This window comes from Streptomyces sp. NPDC034103 (genome assembly GCF_055575395.1).
Genome location: NZ_JBVISS010000006.1, coordinates 1 through 16,516, shown reverse-complemented (window position 1 = coordinate 16,516; position 16,516 = coordinate 1). Strand labels below are relative to the sequence as shown.

The following is a 16,516-nucleotide window of genomic DNA, read 5'->3' as shown; positions in this document are numbered from 1 at the left end:
ACACCGGGACACCGGGACACCGGGACACCGGGACACCGGGACACCGGGACACCGGGACACCGGGACACCGGGACACCGGGACACCGGGACACCGGGACGAGGAAAACCCACCCGCACACGCACACACCCCACGCGTACCTCACCGCCCGCGCCCCCAGACCCCCCGCCCCACCCCCACTGTCAGTCCCACCTCCTATCGTGCGGAGACATGACGACCCCGCGCCCCACGACCGCCCTCTCCGCAGACGAGGCCCGCCGAATCGCCCTCCGCGCCCAGGGCTTCCTCGGCACCCCCGACCGCAAGGCCGGCGTCCGCGGCATCCTCCGCCACCTCGGCGCGGTCCAGCTCGACACCATCTCCGTCCTGGCCCGCTCCCACGAACTCATCCCCTACGCCCGCCTGGGAGCGGTGGGCCGCAGGACCGTCGAGGACGCGTACTGGACGGCCGGGTCCGCCGACGCGCCTGCGGCACGCCCCCACGCCTTCGAGTACTGGTCCCACGCCGCCTGCATCCTCCCCATCGAGGAGTGGCCCCACTTCGCCTTCCGCCGCCGCGCCTACCGCAGCCGCCCGCACTGGAACCACGCCCTCCCGGACGGCACCTACGACCAGGTCATCAAGCAGCTGCGCACCGAAGGCCCGCTCACCGCCACGGAGTTGGGCGGCGCGAAGAGGACCAGCGAGTGGTGGGACTGGTCCGGCACCAAGGTCGCCGTGGAGCGCGCGCTCATGTACGGCGAGGTGGTCTGCGTGGAGCGGCGCGGCTGGAAGCGCGTCTACGACCTCGCCGAACGCGCCATCCCCCGGGACCTGCTGCACGACGAGCTGGACGACGCCGAGTGCCTGCGCCGACTCGTCCACCTCGCCGGCAGGTCTCTCGGCGTCGGCACACGCGCGGACATCGCCGACTACCACCGCCTCAAGGGCGAACAGGTCGACTCGGTGATCGCCGACTCGGGCCTGGTCCCGGTCACGGTCGAGGGCTGGTCGAAGCCGGCCTGGGCCGACCCGGCGGCCCTGGAGACACCCCCGCGCGGCCGCCACCGTACGACCCTGCTGTCGCCCTTCGACTCCCTGGTCTGGGAACGGGCGCGCACCGAGCGGATCTTCGGCTTCACCCACCGCCTGGAGGCCTACGTCCCCAAGCCGAAGCGGGTCTACGGCTACTTCGCGATGCCCGTGCTGTCCGGCGGCCACCTCGTCGGCCGGGTGGACCCGGCGCGCGAGGGCAGCACCCTGGTCGCCAAGCAGGTCACCCTGGACGGCCCGAAGGCGGTCCCCGCGGTGGCCCAGGCCCTGGCCGAGGCGGCGAGCTGGGTCAACTGCACGGACGTACGGGTGGAACGGGTGGACGCACCCGGGCTGCGCGAGCCCCTCGTCCGGGAGCTAGCGAATCTCTAGGATCTTCTCCCGCATCGCGTAGACCACGGCCTCCATCCTGGAGTGCAGCTGGAGCTTCTCCAGGATGTTGCGCACATGGTTCTTCACGGTGTTCTCGGAGATGAACAACTCCTTGGCGATATCGCGGTTGTTCATACCGGTGGCGACGAGTTTGAGAACCTCCAGCTCCCGGTCCGTCAGCCGCGGCGCGGGAACGAGTCGGCGCTCGTCCGTCCGCTGGATCATCGACTTGAACTCGGTGAGCAGTTTCGACGCCATGGACGGACTGATCTGCGACTGCCCGTCGGCCACCGCGCGAATGGCGGTGGCCACCTCGTCCGTGGAGATCTCCTTCAGCAGATATCCGGTCGCGCCCGCCTTGATCGCTTCGTAGAGATCGGCCTCTTCATCGCTGATCGTCAGCATGATGATCTTGGCACTCGGGGCCACCTCCTTGATGGAGGTGCACGCCTCGATCCCGCCGCGCTTGGGCATCCGCACGTCCATCAGGACGATGTCGGGCAGCAGGTCGGCGGCCTTGTCGACGGCCTCCGCACCGTCTCCCGCCTCCCCCACGACCTGGATGTCCTCCTCGGCCGCGAGCACGATCTCCAGTCCCCGACGGAAGAGGGCGTGGTCGTCCACGACCAGGACACGGATCGGCTCCTTGCGTGGTGAGCCCGCGTCCGGCCCCATGCCGACGACGCCGTCGCCGACACCCTCGTCACGCATCGGTCCGAAGCTGTCCGCCATCGTTCCTCCCCCTGAAGGCTGTGGCTGGTCCTGTGCCATCGCCAACCCAAGGCAACGGCCCACCGGTTGGGCCGTTGCGGCCATGATTCCATGCCCGGACGACAGCGCGGTGACCAAGCGGGACGCGAAGTGGTCGCACACCGGTGCCCCTGGGGGCGCACACGCGCTCCAGGGGCACCGGCTCAGCCGTCAGCGGGCCCGTCAACCACCCAGCGTGTCCCCGGCCGCGGGGGGTTGCGCCTGGGCGACCATCGGGTCGGTGTTGAGGTGGATGACGCCGTAGTCGTAGGCGTGTCGCCGGTAGACGACACTCGGTTCCTTGGTCTCGGAGTCGACGAACAGATAGAAGTCGTGTCCGACCAGCTCCATCTCGTACAGAGCCTGGTCGAGGGTCATCGGGGAAGCGACGTGGGTCTTCTCGCGGACGACGAGGGGGCCTTCGCCCTTCACTTCCAGCGAGCCGATCTTCTTGACGGGGACGCCGTCCGGCTCTTCGTCATGGACGGGGCTGCCGTCTACGTTGAGGGTCGCCGCGTCCGGGACGTGGTCGGGAACCTCGGCCGCCGTGAGCCGGCGGGCGCCACGACGGGAGAAGCGCTTGTCGTGCTGCTTGCGCAGCCGGGCCTCCAGCTTTTCCGCCGCCAGGTCGAGCGCCGCGTACGGATCGCTCGCCGCCGCCTCCGCCCGGATCACCGGACCGCGGGAGCGGAGCGTGATCTCCACTCGGTCACTGCGGTCGGCCTGTCGGGGGTTCGGCTCCTTGGACACCTCGACGTCGAGGCTGATCACCTTGCCGTCGAGCTTCTGGATCTTCTCCAGCTTCAGCTTCTCGGCCACGTGCTTGCGGAACCGCTCGGGCACCTCTGTCTTGCGGCCCTTGACGACGATGTCCACGCAGAACTCCGTTCCCGGATCGCTCCGCTCCACTGGGCGGAGCATCTCCCTTTTGCACCAGGTTCCGGTGAGCCCCGGAACCTCGGACTCGGTGACTTCCACCTCCTCCCCCGTGGGCAAGATCTCCACTCCACCGGGACGGGTGATGGTGAAAACCCGCGGCGCGGCAATCCGATATGAGAGGTGTGGCCTGCGCCTTTCCTCACAACCGAACATATCTCGCCCGGACGGATGTCGTCACCCTCTACTGCGGCGTACCTCCGTTCAGGTGAATTGGTCCTCTCATTACCTGCAACGATGCAAGTTCACAGTCAGTTCCGGTTTATTTCGAACGAATCTGGCGATGCCGCGACCACGGCCGCGCAGATGATGTCACCAGCGCGATGGGTCCGCACCTTTCCGATCCCAGTACCCATGTCTGCCCCCGTTGATCGCTTCGTCCGTCTCCTTGTGCCTTCCCGGGCCGCCGTGTCGTACACGGGTGTTGCCGCTGAGCTGTCAGCGAACGAGCCACCCTGCCGCCCGCACCCGTCCCCGCCCGGCACCCGTACGGCCCGCCCCGGGCCAGGCCCCACCTCCGCCGCAGCCACCCGCACCGCACGCGCGGCCCGCGCCACCTCCCCCGCCGCAGCCACCCGCACCGCACGCGCCGCCTCCGCCAGGGACGCGCCCGTCGTCATCAGGTCGTCGACCAGCACGACCGGTCCACCGAGCAGCAACCGTCCACCGCCCGGGACGACCCCGAGTGCCCCGGCGAGATTCGCCAGCCGCTCCCGTGCGTCGAGCCCCGTCTGGTCTGCGACGCCGCGCCACTGCCGCAGCACTCCGACCACCCGTGCCGGCACCCCGCACCGCCGCAGCTCCCCCGCCGCCGCCAGTGCGATCCGCCGGGCCGGATCATGCCCCCGAGCCGCCACCACCCGCCGCGCGGACGGCACGGGTACCAGCAGCACAGCCTCGCCCTCGCCAAGTCCGGTCCGGGCACCGCCCACGTCCCGACCCGCGCCCCTCGGTGAATCGCCCACACGCCCCGCCAAGGCACTCTCCGGCACCCAGCCACCAGCTGCCGCCGGACCACCCGCCCACCCCGTCACAGGGCCCGCCAGGCCCCCGCTACCAGGGAGGACGCGCCTCGCGGCCCACGCCGGCTCCACCGCCCCTCGGTCATCCCCCGCCCGCGCCGCCTCCCCCAGCCCCACCCGCACCGCCCCTGCCAGGGCCGCGCCGAGCGGTGCCGCCAGGGCCAGCGCGCCGCGTTCCTTGTGAGCGAGCAGCACGGCCCGCACCTCGTCGGCGTACCGGGCAGCCGCATGCACCACCGGCAGCCCCGCCGGCTCCGGCTCCGGTCGCACCCGGCGCGGCACGGACCCGCTCAGGACGCCACGGCACTCCGGACAGAGCACCGCGCGCGGCCTTCCACAGCCTCCGCACTCGGCCGGCAGCACCAGATCGGTGAGGTCCTGCCACCACCCCCGCATGCCCACCACTGTGCCAACGCCCGCGCCACCCGGCCACCCCTGTGGACAACGCCCTGTGGACAACTCCCCACAGCCCGCCGGAGCCGGTCCGCACCGGTCCCCCGCGGACTACCCGGGACGGACCGGCCGGACTACCCGGGACAGGCCGGTCCGACTACCCGGGGTAGACCGGCGCCGTCCCGTCCTTGACGATCTGCTGCCACTTCGACCCGGACGAGAGCCGGACGATGCCGTCCTCCTCCGTGTAGGCCACCAGCGGCAGTTCCTCGTCCTCGGAGGAGGCGAGGGCCTTCACACCCGTCAGCGCGGCGGGCGCCGACCCCACCGGCGTGGAGCCGTCGACCTGGACGTACGCCATCTGCTGCACGCCGCCCTTCTCGCGCCCCACCACCACGAGCCGACTGTCCCCGGCCCACGACATGGCGGTGACCTCCACCAACTGCGGGGTCACCGAACGGGGTTCGACCACCGCGACGGGCTTCTCCCCGCTCGCCTTGTCACCCCGCTCGATCCGCCCGACGTAGAGGGACTGCTCGCCGTCCTTCTCCACGATGAGTGCGATCCGCACCCCGTCGGCGGCCATCCGCACCGCGTCGATGCGACCGTCGAGCCCCGCGGTGTCGACCTCTATGGGGTCGCCCGCACCGTTCTTCAGAAGCAGCAGCCGGGGGTTCTTCGGGTCGCGGTCGGCCACCCACAGGTCGCCCTCGCCGTCCCAACTGGGCGTGGTGAGGCGGTCGTTCTCCGTCTTGCCGTCGCTGTGCACGACCGGATCGCCGAGCGAGGCCCCCGACACCAGCGACCCGACGTACAGAGCGCTGCCGTCGGCGGAGACCCCGGCCCCCTTGCGCTCGTCCCGGGACACCGCGGCGGACCGCAGCTCCGTGTCGCCCTCGCCGAGCGCGCCCGGCACCGGCGTGGGCTCCGTGCCCTCACCCTGGCTGGCCAGCCGTACGAGCCGGTGCTTCGCGTCGATGAAGTACTGGTACTCGTTCTTCGCGACCGCGTGCACGACCGTGTTCTCGGCGTCGCTCCCACCGAAGGGCGCGCACAACTGCGTGCCGTCGGAACCCTGCAGTTCGACCGAGGTCACCCCGGTGGGGGTCAGATCCCGCAGGGTGAACAGGAGTTGGGCGGCCATCTCGCGGCACTTCTGCAGACCGACCCGGTCGGACTTCACGTTGAGCGGCACGGTCAGCTGGTTCTGGTCGTTGGGCGCCAACCGCGTGACGTCCTTGCGCAGCTTCGTACCGGTGGGGAAGCTCGACCTGACCACCGGGTTCAGCCAGCGTGAGGGCCCGGCGAGCAGCAGACTCACCGTCTGCGTCAACGGGTCGACCTTCTTGCGCACATAGACGGGGTCGGCGACGGCCACCGGCTGACCGTTCGCCTCGGACGGGGTGTTCGAGGCGAAGTAGTACCGGTTGACCGACGTGTAGTTGCGCAGGAAGTCGGACTTGCCCATGACCACGCCCGGCGGCACGTCGTCGATGCGCCACTGCTTGGACTTCTTCTCCCGCACGAGGTGCAGCGTCTTGATGTACGCGCCGTCGGCGGGCGCGTACGCCTGCTGTCCGTCCACGGTGGCGACCTTCTTGCCGGTCAGCGTGAACTCGGCGTCACCGGCCTCCACCCCGCCGCTCGAGATCCGCTCGGAATCCGGCCCCACGGCGAGCACCGTGAGCGACGCCTCGGGCCGCCACGCGCGGGCGGCCTGTGTGGTCAGGTACTTGCGCGCCGTCTCGAAATCGGGGTCGTCACTGGTCAGCGCCTCGAGGAAGCCGTCCACTATCTCCGGGGCCTCGGCGTTCTCGCGGGGCGGCAGCGCGAAGACCCGCACCTGCGACTCCTGTCGCGGCGTGGACTCCACCCCGCGCAGATCCCCGTGGTCCGGCATCGAGGCACACCCCGCCAGCAGTACGGCGCCACACGCCACCGACAGCACCGCGCGTACCGGCGTCCGCCACCGACCGCCCCTCCCCCGGTCAGCGCCCACGGCTGCTTGCCTCCCCTTGCTTGTTGCGGTCCTCCGGACCGGCGTTGCGCGCCTGCGAGGGCGCCTGGTCCGCGGCGCCCGTGTCGTCCGCCGACCGCGCTCCTCCGGTGGGCCGCGGCACCACGCGCGCGCCGTTGCCGGGCAGCGCCGTCGGATCCGCGGTCGCGGCGGACAGCCGCGGCGTGAGCGGCGCCGGCTCGTTCGACGTCTGCACCGGCACGGTGGCGCGCTTCTCCCCGTCCCCCGCGCGCGGCAGGCCGGCGTCGTCGAGGCCACGATTGCGACGCGAGTCCTTGGGCTCCAGCGGTATCGGCGAGCCCCGCAGCGGCTCGTCCGCCGTCCTGGGCAGCGTCAGCCGGAACTGCGAGCCGCCACCCGGCTCGCCCCACGCCTGGAGCCAGCCACCGTGCAGCCGTGCGTCCTCCAGGGCGATGGACAGCCCCAGACCGGTACCACCGGTGGTACGCGCGCGTGCCGGGTCCGCCCGCCAGAACCGGCTGAAGACCCGGGTCGCCTCACCGGGCTTGAGCCCTACGCCGTAGTCCCGCACCGCGACCGCGACCGCCCCGCCCGCCGAGGCCAGCTTGACCACGACGTCCTTGCCCTCGCCGTGCTCCACGGCGTTGACAACCAGATTGCGCAGCACCCGCTCCACCCGCCGGGCGTCGGCCTCGGCCACCACGGGCTGCTGGTCGCCGACGAGCCGTATCCGCGTGCCCTTGCGCTCGGCGAGCGGCGCCGCACCGCTGACGACCCGGTGCACGACCTCCCGCAGATCGATCGGCTCCGCCTCCAGCGCCGCCGCACCCGCGTCGAACCGGCTGATCTCCAGCAGGTCGGCGAGCAGTGACTCGAACCGGTCCAGCTGGTCGGCGAGCAGCTCCGCCGACCGCGCGGTCACCGGATCGAAGTCCTCCCGCGCGTCATGGATGACGTCCGCCGCCATCCGTACGGTCGTCAGCGGCGTCCGCAGCTCGTGCGACACGTCCGACACGAACCGCCGCTGCATCCGGGACAGGTCCTCCAACTGCTGGATCTTCAGCTGGAGGTTCTGCGCCATCTTGTTGAAGGCCTCACCGAGGCGGGCGATGTCGTCCTCGCCGGTGACCTTCATCCGTTCCTGAAGCCGTCCCGCGGACAGGCGTTCGGCGATCCCGGCCGCCATCCGCACCGGCGTGACGACCTGCCGCACCACCAGCCAGGCGATGGCCCCGAGGAGGACGACGACGAACAGCCCGGCGGTCGCCAGCGTCCCCTTGACCAGGCTCAGCGACTTCTCCTCCTGGGTGAGCGGGAAGACGTAGTAGAGCTGGTACGGGTTGCCGTTGGGGTCGTCGACCTGCTTGCCGATGATGAGCGCGGGCTGCGACTCGACGTCCTGGTCGGTGTACCGGACGCGGGTGTAGCTCTGGGCCGCCTGCATGCTGGAGTCGACGCGGTCGCGCAGGTTCTGCGGAACGCTCTCCGTCGGCTCGACCCCGCCGGAGGCCCGCGGACCGCGCCCGCCGCTGTCGTCACCGGCGGCGGGCAGCGTGATGACGTCGAAGGCGCCCTGGCCGCCGCTGGAGAGGGACTCCACGAGGTCACCCATCCAGGGGATGACGTTCTGGTTGGACCGGCCGTCCTCGCCCGCCGCGTCCTCCGCACCGGCGCTCATCGCGGTGTCGGCCTTCTGGCTGGCCGCCGCGAAACCCCCGGTGGCCTGACTCTGCGAGGCCTTCACCTTGGCGTCCAGCAGCCCGTTGCGCACCTGCCCGATGACGACGAACCCGAGCAGCAGCACCACGCCCAGGGACATCAGCAGCGTGGTGACGACGACCTTGAGCTGGATGTTGCGCCGCCACAGCCGCATGACCGGCAGCAGCGGTCGGCGCACCCAGCGCATGAACAGCCGGAGGACCGGGCTGCCCTGGACTCCGCCCTCCAGCAGCCCGCCCTCGAACAAACGCCTCCAGCGGGAAGCCGACGCCTTCCGGCCGACAGGCCGCTTCGCACCGGCCCCGGTCCGCCCGGGCGACGAAGCGGCACTGTCTCCGGACATGTCAGCTGGGTCCTGCCTTGTATCCCACACCACGGACGGTCACCACGATCTCCGGCCGCTCCGGGTCCTTCTCGACCTTGGAGCGCAGCCGCTGCACATGCACGTTGACCAGGCGGGTGTCCGCGGCATGCCGGTAACCCCACACCTGTTCGAGGAGCACCTCGCGGGTGAACACCTGCCAGGGCTTGCGCGCCAGCGCGACCAGCAGGTCGAACTCCAGCGGCGTCAGCGCGATCGACTGCCCGTCCCGCTTCACGGAGTGACCGGCCACGTCGATGACGAGATCGCCTATGGCGAGCTGCTCGGGCGCCGGCTCCTCAGACCTCCGCAGCCGCGCCCGGATCCGGGCGACGAGCTCCTTCGGCTTGAACGGCTTCACGATGTAGTCGTCCGCGCCCGACTCCAGGCCCACGACGACATCGACTGTGTCGCTCTTGGCCGTGAGCATCACGATCGGCACACCCGACTCCGCCCTGATCAGGCGGCACACCTCGATTCCGTCCCGGCCCGGCAGCATCAGATCCAGGAGCACCAGGTCGGGTTTGGTCTCACGGAATGCGGCCAGCGCCTTGTCACCGTCGGCTACGAAAGACGGCTCAAAACCTTCACCACGCAGCACAATGCCGAGCATCTCGGCCAGTGCGGTGTCGTCGTCGACGACAAGGACTCGTCCCTTCATAACCGACATCATCCCATTCTCATAACAGTGACAGAGGCGCTGGTGAGCAGGGTCACTGGCCCGTGACGATAGTCGTACTCGGCCGTCACTGTCTGCCCCCGTCCGGCGGCGTCGATGTCTCGACGGATGTCGCTACCCAGCGTAAGCGCACCCTCACCCCGAGGTCGGCCCTCCGCCCTCCCACCCGCGGCGCTGACGGCGGTGCCACGCGGTCTCGCGGCAGGCGACGTTTGCCGGTCCAGCAGCGTCGCGCCGGGGCGAGGGTCCCCTGCCGCGGCGCTAGCCGATCGACACCTGCCGCGACCTCGCACACAGCTCCGCCAACCCCTCGGCCGTCACCGGCGAGACCACACCCTCCTCCGTGACGATCGCCGTGATCAGCTCCGGCGGCGTCACATCGAACGCCGGGTTGTACGCCTGCGTCCCCAACGGCGCCACCGGCAACCCACCGCCGGCTCCCGTGACCGGCACCTGCGGCGCGGCGACCTCCGTCACCTCGTACCCGGGACGCTGCTCGACCTCGATGGACGCCCCGTCCGGCGTGCCCGGATCCACCGTCGTCAACGGTGCCACCACGATGAACGGCACATGGTGGTACCGCGCCAGCACCGCGAGCGGATAGCTGCCCACCTTGTTCGCCACCGACCCGTCGGCCGCGATCCGGTCCGCCCCGATCAGCACCGCGTCCACCTCCCCCGCCGCGAACAGCGAGCCCGCCGCGTTGTCGGTGAGCAGCGTGTACGCCATCCCGTTGCGCGCCGCCTCGTACGCCGTCAGGCGAGCACCCTGCAGCAGCGGACGTGTCTCGTCCACCCACAGGCGCCGCAGCCGCCCGACCCGATGCGCCGCGAGCGCCACCGCGAACGCCGTCCCCTCGCCACCCGACACCAGCGCGCCGGTGTTGCAGTGCGTGAGAATCCGGTGCCCGCCACCCGGCAGCAACTCGTCGAGCAGCACCAGCCCGCACTCCGCCATCCGCGCACTGGCCTCGGCGTCCTCGCGGTGCAGGGCCCGGGCCGCGTCCAGTGCCGCCAGCGCCGCCTGCCCCGGGTCCCCGCTCGTGGCGAGCGCGGCCCGGTACGCGGCGTGCGCCCGGCGCACGCCGACCGACAGGTTCACCGCGGTGGGCCTGGCCCCCTCGAGACCGGTCGCCGCGTCGTCGACGTCGAACCCCCGCGCGGCGGCGAGCGCGACACCGTACGCCCCCGCGATGCCGAGCACCGGCGCCCCGCGCACGGCGAGCGACCGGATCGCCTCCACCAGCGCGGGCGCGTCCGTACAGACCAGCTCGACCTCCTCGGCCGGCAGCCTTGTCTGGTCCAGAAGGACCACGACAGGACCTTCGGGTGGCTCTTCCCAACGGATCGTCGGTATCTCGATGGGCCTGCTGTCCTCGCCGGTTTGCGCGTACTGATCAGCCATGCGGTCAGTGTGCCCGTTATCCGGCGGACAATTGAAGGTGTGCCGCCGATACCTCGCCCGGTCCCCGGGCGGGCACCCCATGGCACGATGGCTGCCAACCTGCCGCCGCGCCCGCGGACGGGCACCGTGAAGGAGCGACGATGAACGACACTCCGGGCTGGGCCTCGCCCGGATCTGCCCCGTCCGACGGGCAGGAACCCGGCGCGTCCGGCCCTGCCGAAGGCGCGGACCACCCCGGCCCCGCGGACCAGCCCGGCACGGACCCGGAGGGCGCCGGCTCGAAGTGGTCCAAGGAGCAGCCGCCCCCCGCCCAGTGGTCCGCACCCACCGGCCCGGCGCACCCCGGGCAGACCCCGCCACCACCGCCCGGCCCGGGCTGGGGCACCCACCCCCCGGCCGCCCCCGGCGCCCCCAGCGGGTACGGCGGACAGGGTGGCCCCGGTGGCTGGGGAAGCGGCTGGGGCGGCCCCCCGCCCGCGGCCAAGCCCGGTGTCATCCCGCTCCGCCCGCTCGGCGTGGGCGAGATCCTCGACGGCGCGGTCTCCACCATGCGCACCTACTGGCGCACGGTCCTGGGCATCTCCCTGACCGTCGCGGTCGTCACCCAGATCCTCGTCATCCTCCTCCAGGGCCTGGTCCTCGACGACCTCGACACCGCCGCCCCGAGTGCCGACGCCACCCCCGACGAGCTGGCGCGCGCCCTGGGCGACACCATGCTCAGCACCAGTGTCATCTTCCTGATCTCGCTGATCGGCACGATCGCCGCGACCGCCCTGCTCACGACGGTCACCAGCCGCGCCGTCCTCGGCAAGTCGGTCACCACCGGCGAGGCCTGGCGCGACGCCCGTCCGCAGGTGCCCAAGCTGTTCGGCCTGATCTTCCTGCTGATCGTCATCGCCTTCGCGATCGTCGCGGCCGGCACCCTGCCGGGCATCCTCGTCGGCCTCGCGGGGTCGGGCGACGCCGGAGCCGGCCTCGCGGTCCTGGGCGGCCTGGCAGCCGGCGTCGTCGCCCTGTGGCTCATGATCCGCTTCTCGCTGGCCTCGCCCGCGCTGATGCTGGAGAAGCAGGGCATCGTCAAGTCGCTGAACCGGTCCGCGAAGCTGGTCCGCGGCTCCTGGTGGCGCGTCTTCGGCATCCAGCTGCTCGCCACGGTCATCGCCAACGTCGTGGCCTCGATCGTGGTCATCCCCTTCTCCTTCCTCGCCGCCGCGCTGGACGGCGAGGGCGTCACCGGCCTGCTCGACACCAGCAGCGACCTGGGCTGGACCTACCTCATCGTCAGCGGCATCGGCTCGGTCATCGGCGCCATGATCACCTTCCCGATCACCGCCGGGGTCACCGTGCTCCTCTACATCGACCAGCGCATCCGCCGCGAGGCCCTCGACCTCGACCTGGCCCGCGCGGCCGGCGTCCAGGCCCACGGCTCCGGCGCCCCCGGCGCCGCCGCCGGAGGCTGATGCCGTGAGCCCGACGGGGGGAGTTCTCACATCGGTACCGCTGCTGCCGCGCACGGTCGTGCGCGCCGGCAACGCCTTCGGACCGGCCCGCTCCGGAGCCGAGCCACCGGTGACCGTCCCGCGCGACCCCGCGCGCGAGGCGGCCCGACGCGAGCTGTCGAAAGGCATGTACCACGAGAACGACCCCAGCTGGTTCCAGCGCGCCCTCAACGCCTTCTGGGACTGGGTCGGCGAACTGTTCGGCACCGCCGCGACCGCGACGCCCGGGGGTGCGCTCGGCCTGGTCGTCATCGTCGTGGCGGTCCTCGCGGTCCTGGGCGCCCTGTGGTGGCGCCTGGGCACCCCGCGCCGCGAACCCGCCTCCACCGCCGCCCTGTTCGACGACCGCCCCCGCAGCGCCGCCGAACACCGCGCGGCCGCCGAGGCGCACGCCGCCCAGGGCCACTGGAACCAGGCCGTCCAGGAACGCATGCGGGCCATCGTCCGCTCCCTGGAGGAGCGCGCCCTGCTCGACATCCGCGCCGGCCGCACCGCCGACGAGGCCGCCGCCGAAGCCGCCCGCGCCCTGCCCTCCCACACGGACCGGCTGCACGCCGCCGCCCGCGACTTCGACGACGTCACATACGGCGGCCGCAGGGCCGGCCGGCCGACGTACCAGCGCATTACCGAACTCGACCGCGCCCTGGAACGCAGCAAGCCGCAGCTCGCCAGCAGCACCCCCAGCACGGCACCCAACGCCCGCCAGGGAGCCGCCGAATGACCACCGAGGCCACGCTCCCGTCCACCTCGGCCTCGCCCACCGCCCGCCAGGTGTGGACCCGCACCCGAGGCATCGCGCTCGCCCTCGTGCTCCTCCTGGCGGCCGCCATCACGATCGCGGTCATCCGCTCCGACGCCCGCCACGGCAACCTCGACCCGCGCTCCGCCGACCCTCTCGGCAGCCGCGCCGTCGCGGAACTCCTCGCCGACCGCGGAGTGTCCACACGCGTGGTCACCACCCTGAGCGAGGCCCGCTCCGCAGCCGGCCCCGACACCACCCTCCTGGTCGCCCTCCCCGACCTGCTGACCCACCGCCAGCAGTCCCGCCTGCACTCCACGACCGCCGGCTCCGGCGGCCGTACCGTCCTCGTCGCCCCCGGCAGCGCGTCCGTCGGCCGACTCGCCCCCGACGTCACAGCAGACCCCGCCACCACCACCGGCTCCACGCTCGACCCCGACTGCACCCTCCCCGCCGCCCGCCGCGCGGGCCCCGCCGACACCGGTGGTATCCGCTACACCACCACCCACCTCGACGCCGACGCCTGCTACCCCAGCGAGCGCCTCGCCACCCTGCTGCGCGTCCCGGCGACCGGGGGCGGCGACACCGTCGTCCTCGGCGCGCCCGACATCCTGCGCAACGACCGCCTCGACGAGCAGGGCAACGCCTCCCTCGCCCTCCAACTCCTCGGCTCCCGCCCCCATCTGGTCTGGTACCTCCCCTCACTCTCCGACGCGTCGGCCGCCACCGACGACGAACGCAGCTTCTTCGACCTGCTCCCCTCGGGCTGGCGCTGGGGCACCCTGCAACTCTTCGTCGCCGCGGCCCTGGCCGCCCTCTGGCGGGCACGCCGACTCGGCCCCCTCGTGCCCGAGAACCTCCCCGTGGCGATCCGCGCCTCCGAAACCGTCGAAGGCCGCGCCCGCCTCTACCGCAAAGCCAACGCACGCGACCGCGCGGCCGCCGCTCTCCGCTCCACCACCCGCACCCGCCTCGCCCCCCTCGTAGGCGTCCCCGTCGCCCAGGCGCACGCGCCCGAAGCCCTGCTCCCCGCCCTGTCCACCCACCTCCGAGGCGATGGACAGCCCCTGCACACCCTCCTCTTCGGCCCGCCGCCGCACGACAACACAGCCCTCGTCCAGCTCGCCGACCAACTCGACGCCCTCGAAAGAGAGGTACGCCGTTCATGATGGCCCCGACCACTGACAACGCCGGGAACCCCGGGAACCCGGACGCCGCCCGGGCCTCCCTGGAAGCCCTGCGCGCCGAGATCGCCAAAGCCGTGGTCGGCCAGGACCCCGCCGTGACCGGTCTGGTCGTCGCCCTCCTCTGCCGCGGACACGTACTTCTAGAAGGAGTCCCCGGGGTCGCCAAAACGTTGCTCGTCCGCGCCCTCGCATCCGCACTGGAACTCGACACCAAACGCGTCCAGTTCACCCCCGACCTCATGCCGAGCGACGTGACGGGCTCCCTCGTCTACGACACCCGCTCCGCCGAGTTCTCCTTCCAGCCCGGCCCGGTCTTCACCAACCTCCTCCTCGCGGACGAGATCAACAGAACGCCCCCCAAGACCCAGTCGTCCCTCCTCGAAGCCATGGAGGAACGCCAGGTCACAGTCGACGGCATCCCCCGCCCGCTCCCGGACCCCTTCCTGGTCGCCGCGACCCAGAACCCGGTCGAGTACGAGGGCACCTACCCCCTCCCGGAAGCCCAGCTCGACCGTTTCCTCCTCAAACTCACCATCCCCCTGCCCTCCCGACAGGACGAGATCGACGTCCTCACCCGCCACGCCGAGGGCTTCAACCCCCGCGACCTCCACGCCGCCGGCCTACGCCCGGTCGCGGGCCCCGCAGACCTCGAAGCCGCCCGCGCAGCGGTCGCCAAGACGGCGATCTCCCCGGAGATCACGGCCTACGTCGTCGACATCTGCCGAGCCACCCGCGAATCCCCGTCCCTCACCCTCGGCGCCTCCCCGCGCGGCGCCACGGCCCTCCTGGCCACCTCGCGCGCGTGGGCATGGCTGACCGGCCGCGACTACGTCATCCCCGACGACGTGAAGGCACTCGCGCTCCCGACCCTCCGCCACCGCGTACAACTCCGCCCGGAGGCCGAGATGGAGGGCGTGACGGCCGACTCCGTCATCCACGCCATCCTTGCCCACGTCCCCGTCCCCCGCTGATGGCACTCACCGGCCGCGCCGCGCTCCTCGCGGCCCTGGGCTCCCTCCCCGTCGGCCTCTGGGACCCCAGCCTGACGGGCCTCCTCGCCGTGAACGCCCCCCTGGCCCTCGCCTGCGCCTGCGACTTCACCCTCGCAGCCCCCGTACGCCGCCTGGGCCTGAACCGCTCCGGCGACACCTCCGTACGCCTCGGCGAGACGGCCGACGTCACCCTGACCGTCACCAACCCGTCCAACCGCCCGCTCCGAGCCCACCTCCGCGACGCCTGGCCCCCCAGCAGCTGGCTCGCGGGCACGGAGACAGCGGCCTCCCGCCACCGCCTCACGGTCCCCGCGGGCGAACGCCGTCGCATCACCACGCGCCTACGCCCCACCCGCCGAGGCGACCGCAAGGCAGACCGCGTCACCATCCGCTCCTACGGCCCCCTCGGCCTCTTCTCCCGCCAGGGCACCCACCACGTCCCGTGGACGGTACGCGTCCTGCCCCCCTTCACCAGCCGCAAGCACCTCCCCGCCAAGCTCGCCCGACTGCGCGAACTCGACGGCCGCACCAGCGTGCTCACCCGCGGCGAAGGCACGGAGTTCGACAGCCTGCGCGAATACGTCCCCGGCGACGACACCCGCTCCATCGACTGGCGCGCCACAGCCCGCCAGTCGGCGGTCGCCGTACGCACCTGGCGACCGGAACGCGACCGCCACATCCTCATCGTCCTCGACACCGGCCGCACCTCGGCCGGCCGCGTCGACGACGCCCCCCGCCTCGACGCCTCCATGGACGCGGCACTGCTCCTGGCCGCACTGGCCTCCCGCGCCGGCGACCGCGTCGACCTCCTGGCCTACGACCGCCGGGTACGCGCCCTGGTCCAGGGCCGCACGGCAAAAGACGTCCTGCCGTCCCTGGTGAACGCGATGGCCCCCCTGGAACCGGCACTCGTCGAAACAGACGCACGCGGTCTTACGGCCACTGCGCTCAGAACAGCTCCACGCCGCTCCCTGATCGTGCTGCTCACCACCCTCGACGCGGCCCCGGTCGAAGAAGGCCTGCTGCCCGTCCTCCCCCAGCTCACCCAACGCCACACGGTCCTCGTCGCCGCAGTGGCCGACCCTCACATCGCCCGCATGGCGAAAGCGCGCGGAACCACCGACGCCGTCTACGAGGCCGCATCAGCCGCGCAAGCACAGAGCGAACGCCACCGCACCGCGGCACACCTCCGACGCCACGGCGTCACCGTCGTAGACGCAACGCCGGACGAACTGGCCCCGGCCTTGGCGGACGCCTATCTGGCCCTCAAGACAGCGGGACGCCTGTGATCACGCAGACCAGCGAGGACGGGAAGAAGAACTGACTGAATTGCCGTCCAAATTCCCAGAAATACAAAAAGGCCCACGCCTAATGGCGTGGGCCTTTTCTAAAATTTGTTCGGCGGTGTCCTACTCTCCCACAGGGTCCCCCCTGCAGTACCATCGGCGCTGTGAG

Annotated in this window: 12 protein-coding genes; 6 read left to right on the top strand and 6 right to left on the bottom strand. The window is 71.9% G+C overall.

From position 1 onward, the window contains the following. Positions 1 to 208: 208 nt before the first annotated feature. Entirely contained in the window at positions 209 to 1,402 is a 1,194-nt protein-coding gene (locus tag ACZ56U_RS14190) for a winged helix-turn-helix domain-containing protein (RefSeq protein ID WP_469084297.1), read from the top strand. On the opposite strand, the gene ACZ56U_RS14185 is transcribed toward ACZ56U_RS14190, so the two are convergent. The 6 genes from ACZ56U_RS14185 to mtnA form a co-directional block, all read right to left on the bottom strand. Then, entirely contained in the window at positions 1,388 to 2,134 is a 747-nt protein-coding gene (locus ACZ56U_RS14185; RefSeq protein WP_469084296.1) for a response regulator, read from the bottom strand. The genes ACZ56U_RS14190 and ACZ56U_RS14185 overlap by 15 nt on opposite strands. A gap of 201 nt (positions 2,135 to 2,335) precedes the next feature. Then, entirely contained in the window at positions 2,336 to 3,028 is a 693-nt protein-coding gene (gene hpf, locus ACZ56U_RS14180; RefSeq protein ID WP_469084295.1) for a ribosome hibernation-promoting factor, HPF/YfiA family, read from the bottom strand. A gap of 1,632 nt (positions 3,029 to 4,660) precedes the next feature. Continuing rightward, positions 4,661 to 6,502: an LpqB family beta-propeller domain-containing protein gene (locus ACZ56U_RS14175; RefSeq protein ID WP_469084294.1), complete on the bottom strand. Its 1,842-nt coding sequence runs from the start codon at positions 6,500 to 6,502 to the stop codon at positions 4,661 to 4,663. Next, entirely contained in the window at positions 6,492 to 8,543 is a 2,052-nt protein-coding gene (gene mtrB, locus ACZ56U_RS14170; protein WP_469084293.1) for an MtrAB system histidine kinase MtrB, read from the bottom strand. The genes ACZ56U_RS14175 and mtrB overlap by 11 nt, the downstream gene beginning before the upstream one ends. A 1-nt stretch (position 8,544) precedes the next feature. Further along, the gene (gene mtrA / locus ACZ56U_RS14165; protein ID WP_282537543.1) at positions 8,545 to 9,234 is read right to left on the bottom strand and encodes a two-component system response regulator MtrA; all 690 of its coding nucleotides are present in this window, start codon (positions 9,232 to 9,234) and stop codon (positions 8,545 to 8,547) included. Between the two features lie 267 nt (positions 9,235 to 9,501). Then, on the bottom strand, positions 9,502 to 10,644 hold the full coding sequence (gene mtnA, locus ACZ56U_RS14160; RefSeq protein ID WP_469084292.1) for an S-methyl-5-thioribose-1-phosphate isomerase: 1,143 nt from the start codon (positions 10,642 to 10,644) through the stop codon (positions 9,502 to 9,504). A 140-nt stretch (positions 10,645 to 10,784) separates the two neighbouring features. Between mtnA and ACZ56U_RS14155 the strand changes: the two genes are divergently transcribed. The 5 genes from ACZ56U_RS14155 to ACZ56U_RS14135 are packed head-to-tail and all read left to right on the top strand — an operon-like array spanning position 10,785 to position 16,350. Continuing rightward, complete coding sequence (locus ACZ56U_RS14155; RefSeq protein ID WP_469084291.1) at positions 10,785 to 12,104, top strand: DUF7847 domain-containing protein; 1,320 nt, start codon at positions 10,785 to 10,787, stop codon at positions 12,102 to 12,104. A gap of 4 nt (positions 12,105 to 12,108) precedes the next feature. After that, on the top strand, positions 12,109 to 12,864 hold the full coding sequence (locus ACZ56U_RS14150; RefSeq protein WP_469084290.1) for a DUF4129 domain-containing protein: 756 nt from the start codon (positions 12,109 to 12,111) through the stop codon (positions 12,862 to 12,864). Continuing rightward, positions 12,861 to 14,051, top strand: a complete 1,191-nt coding sequence (locus tag ACZ56U_RS14145; protein WP_469084289.1) for a DUF4350 domain-containing protein — start codon at positions 12,861 to 12,863, stop codon at positions 14,049 to 14,051. Before ACZ56U_RS14150 ends, ACZ56U_RS14145 begins: the two co-directional genes overlap by 4 nt. After that, a complete protein-coding gene (locus tag ACZ56U_RS14140) occupies positions 14,048 to 15,040 on the top strand; it encodes an AAA family ATPase (protein WP_469084288.1) in 993 nt (330 codons plus the stop codon). Before ACZ56U_RS14145 ends, ACZ56U_RS14140 begins: the two co-directional genes overlap by 4 nt. Beyond that, complete coding sequence (locus ACZ56U_RS14135; RefSeq protein ID WP_469084287.1) at positions 15,040 to 16,350, top strand: DUF58 domain-containing protein; 1,311 nt, start codon at positions 15,040 to 15,042, stop codon at positions 16,348 to 16,350. The genes ACZ56U_RS14140 and ACZ56U_RS14135 overlap by 1 nt, the downstream gene beginning before the upstream one ends. Positions 16,351 to 16,516: the final 166 nt, after the last annotated feature.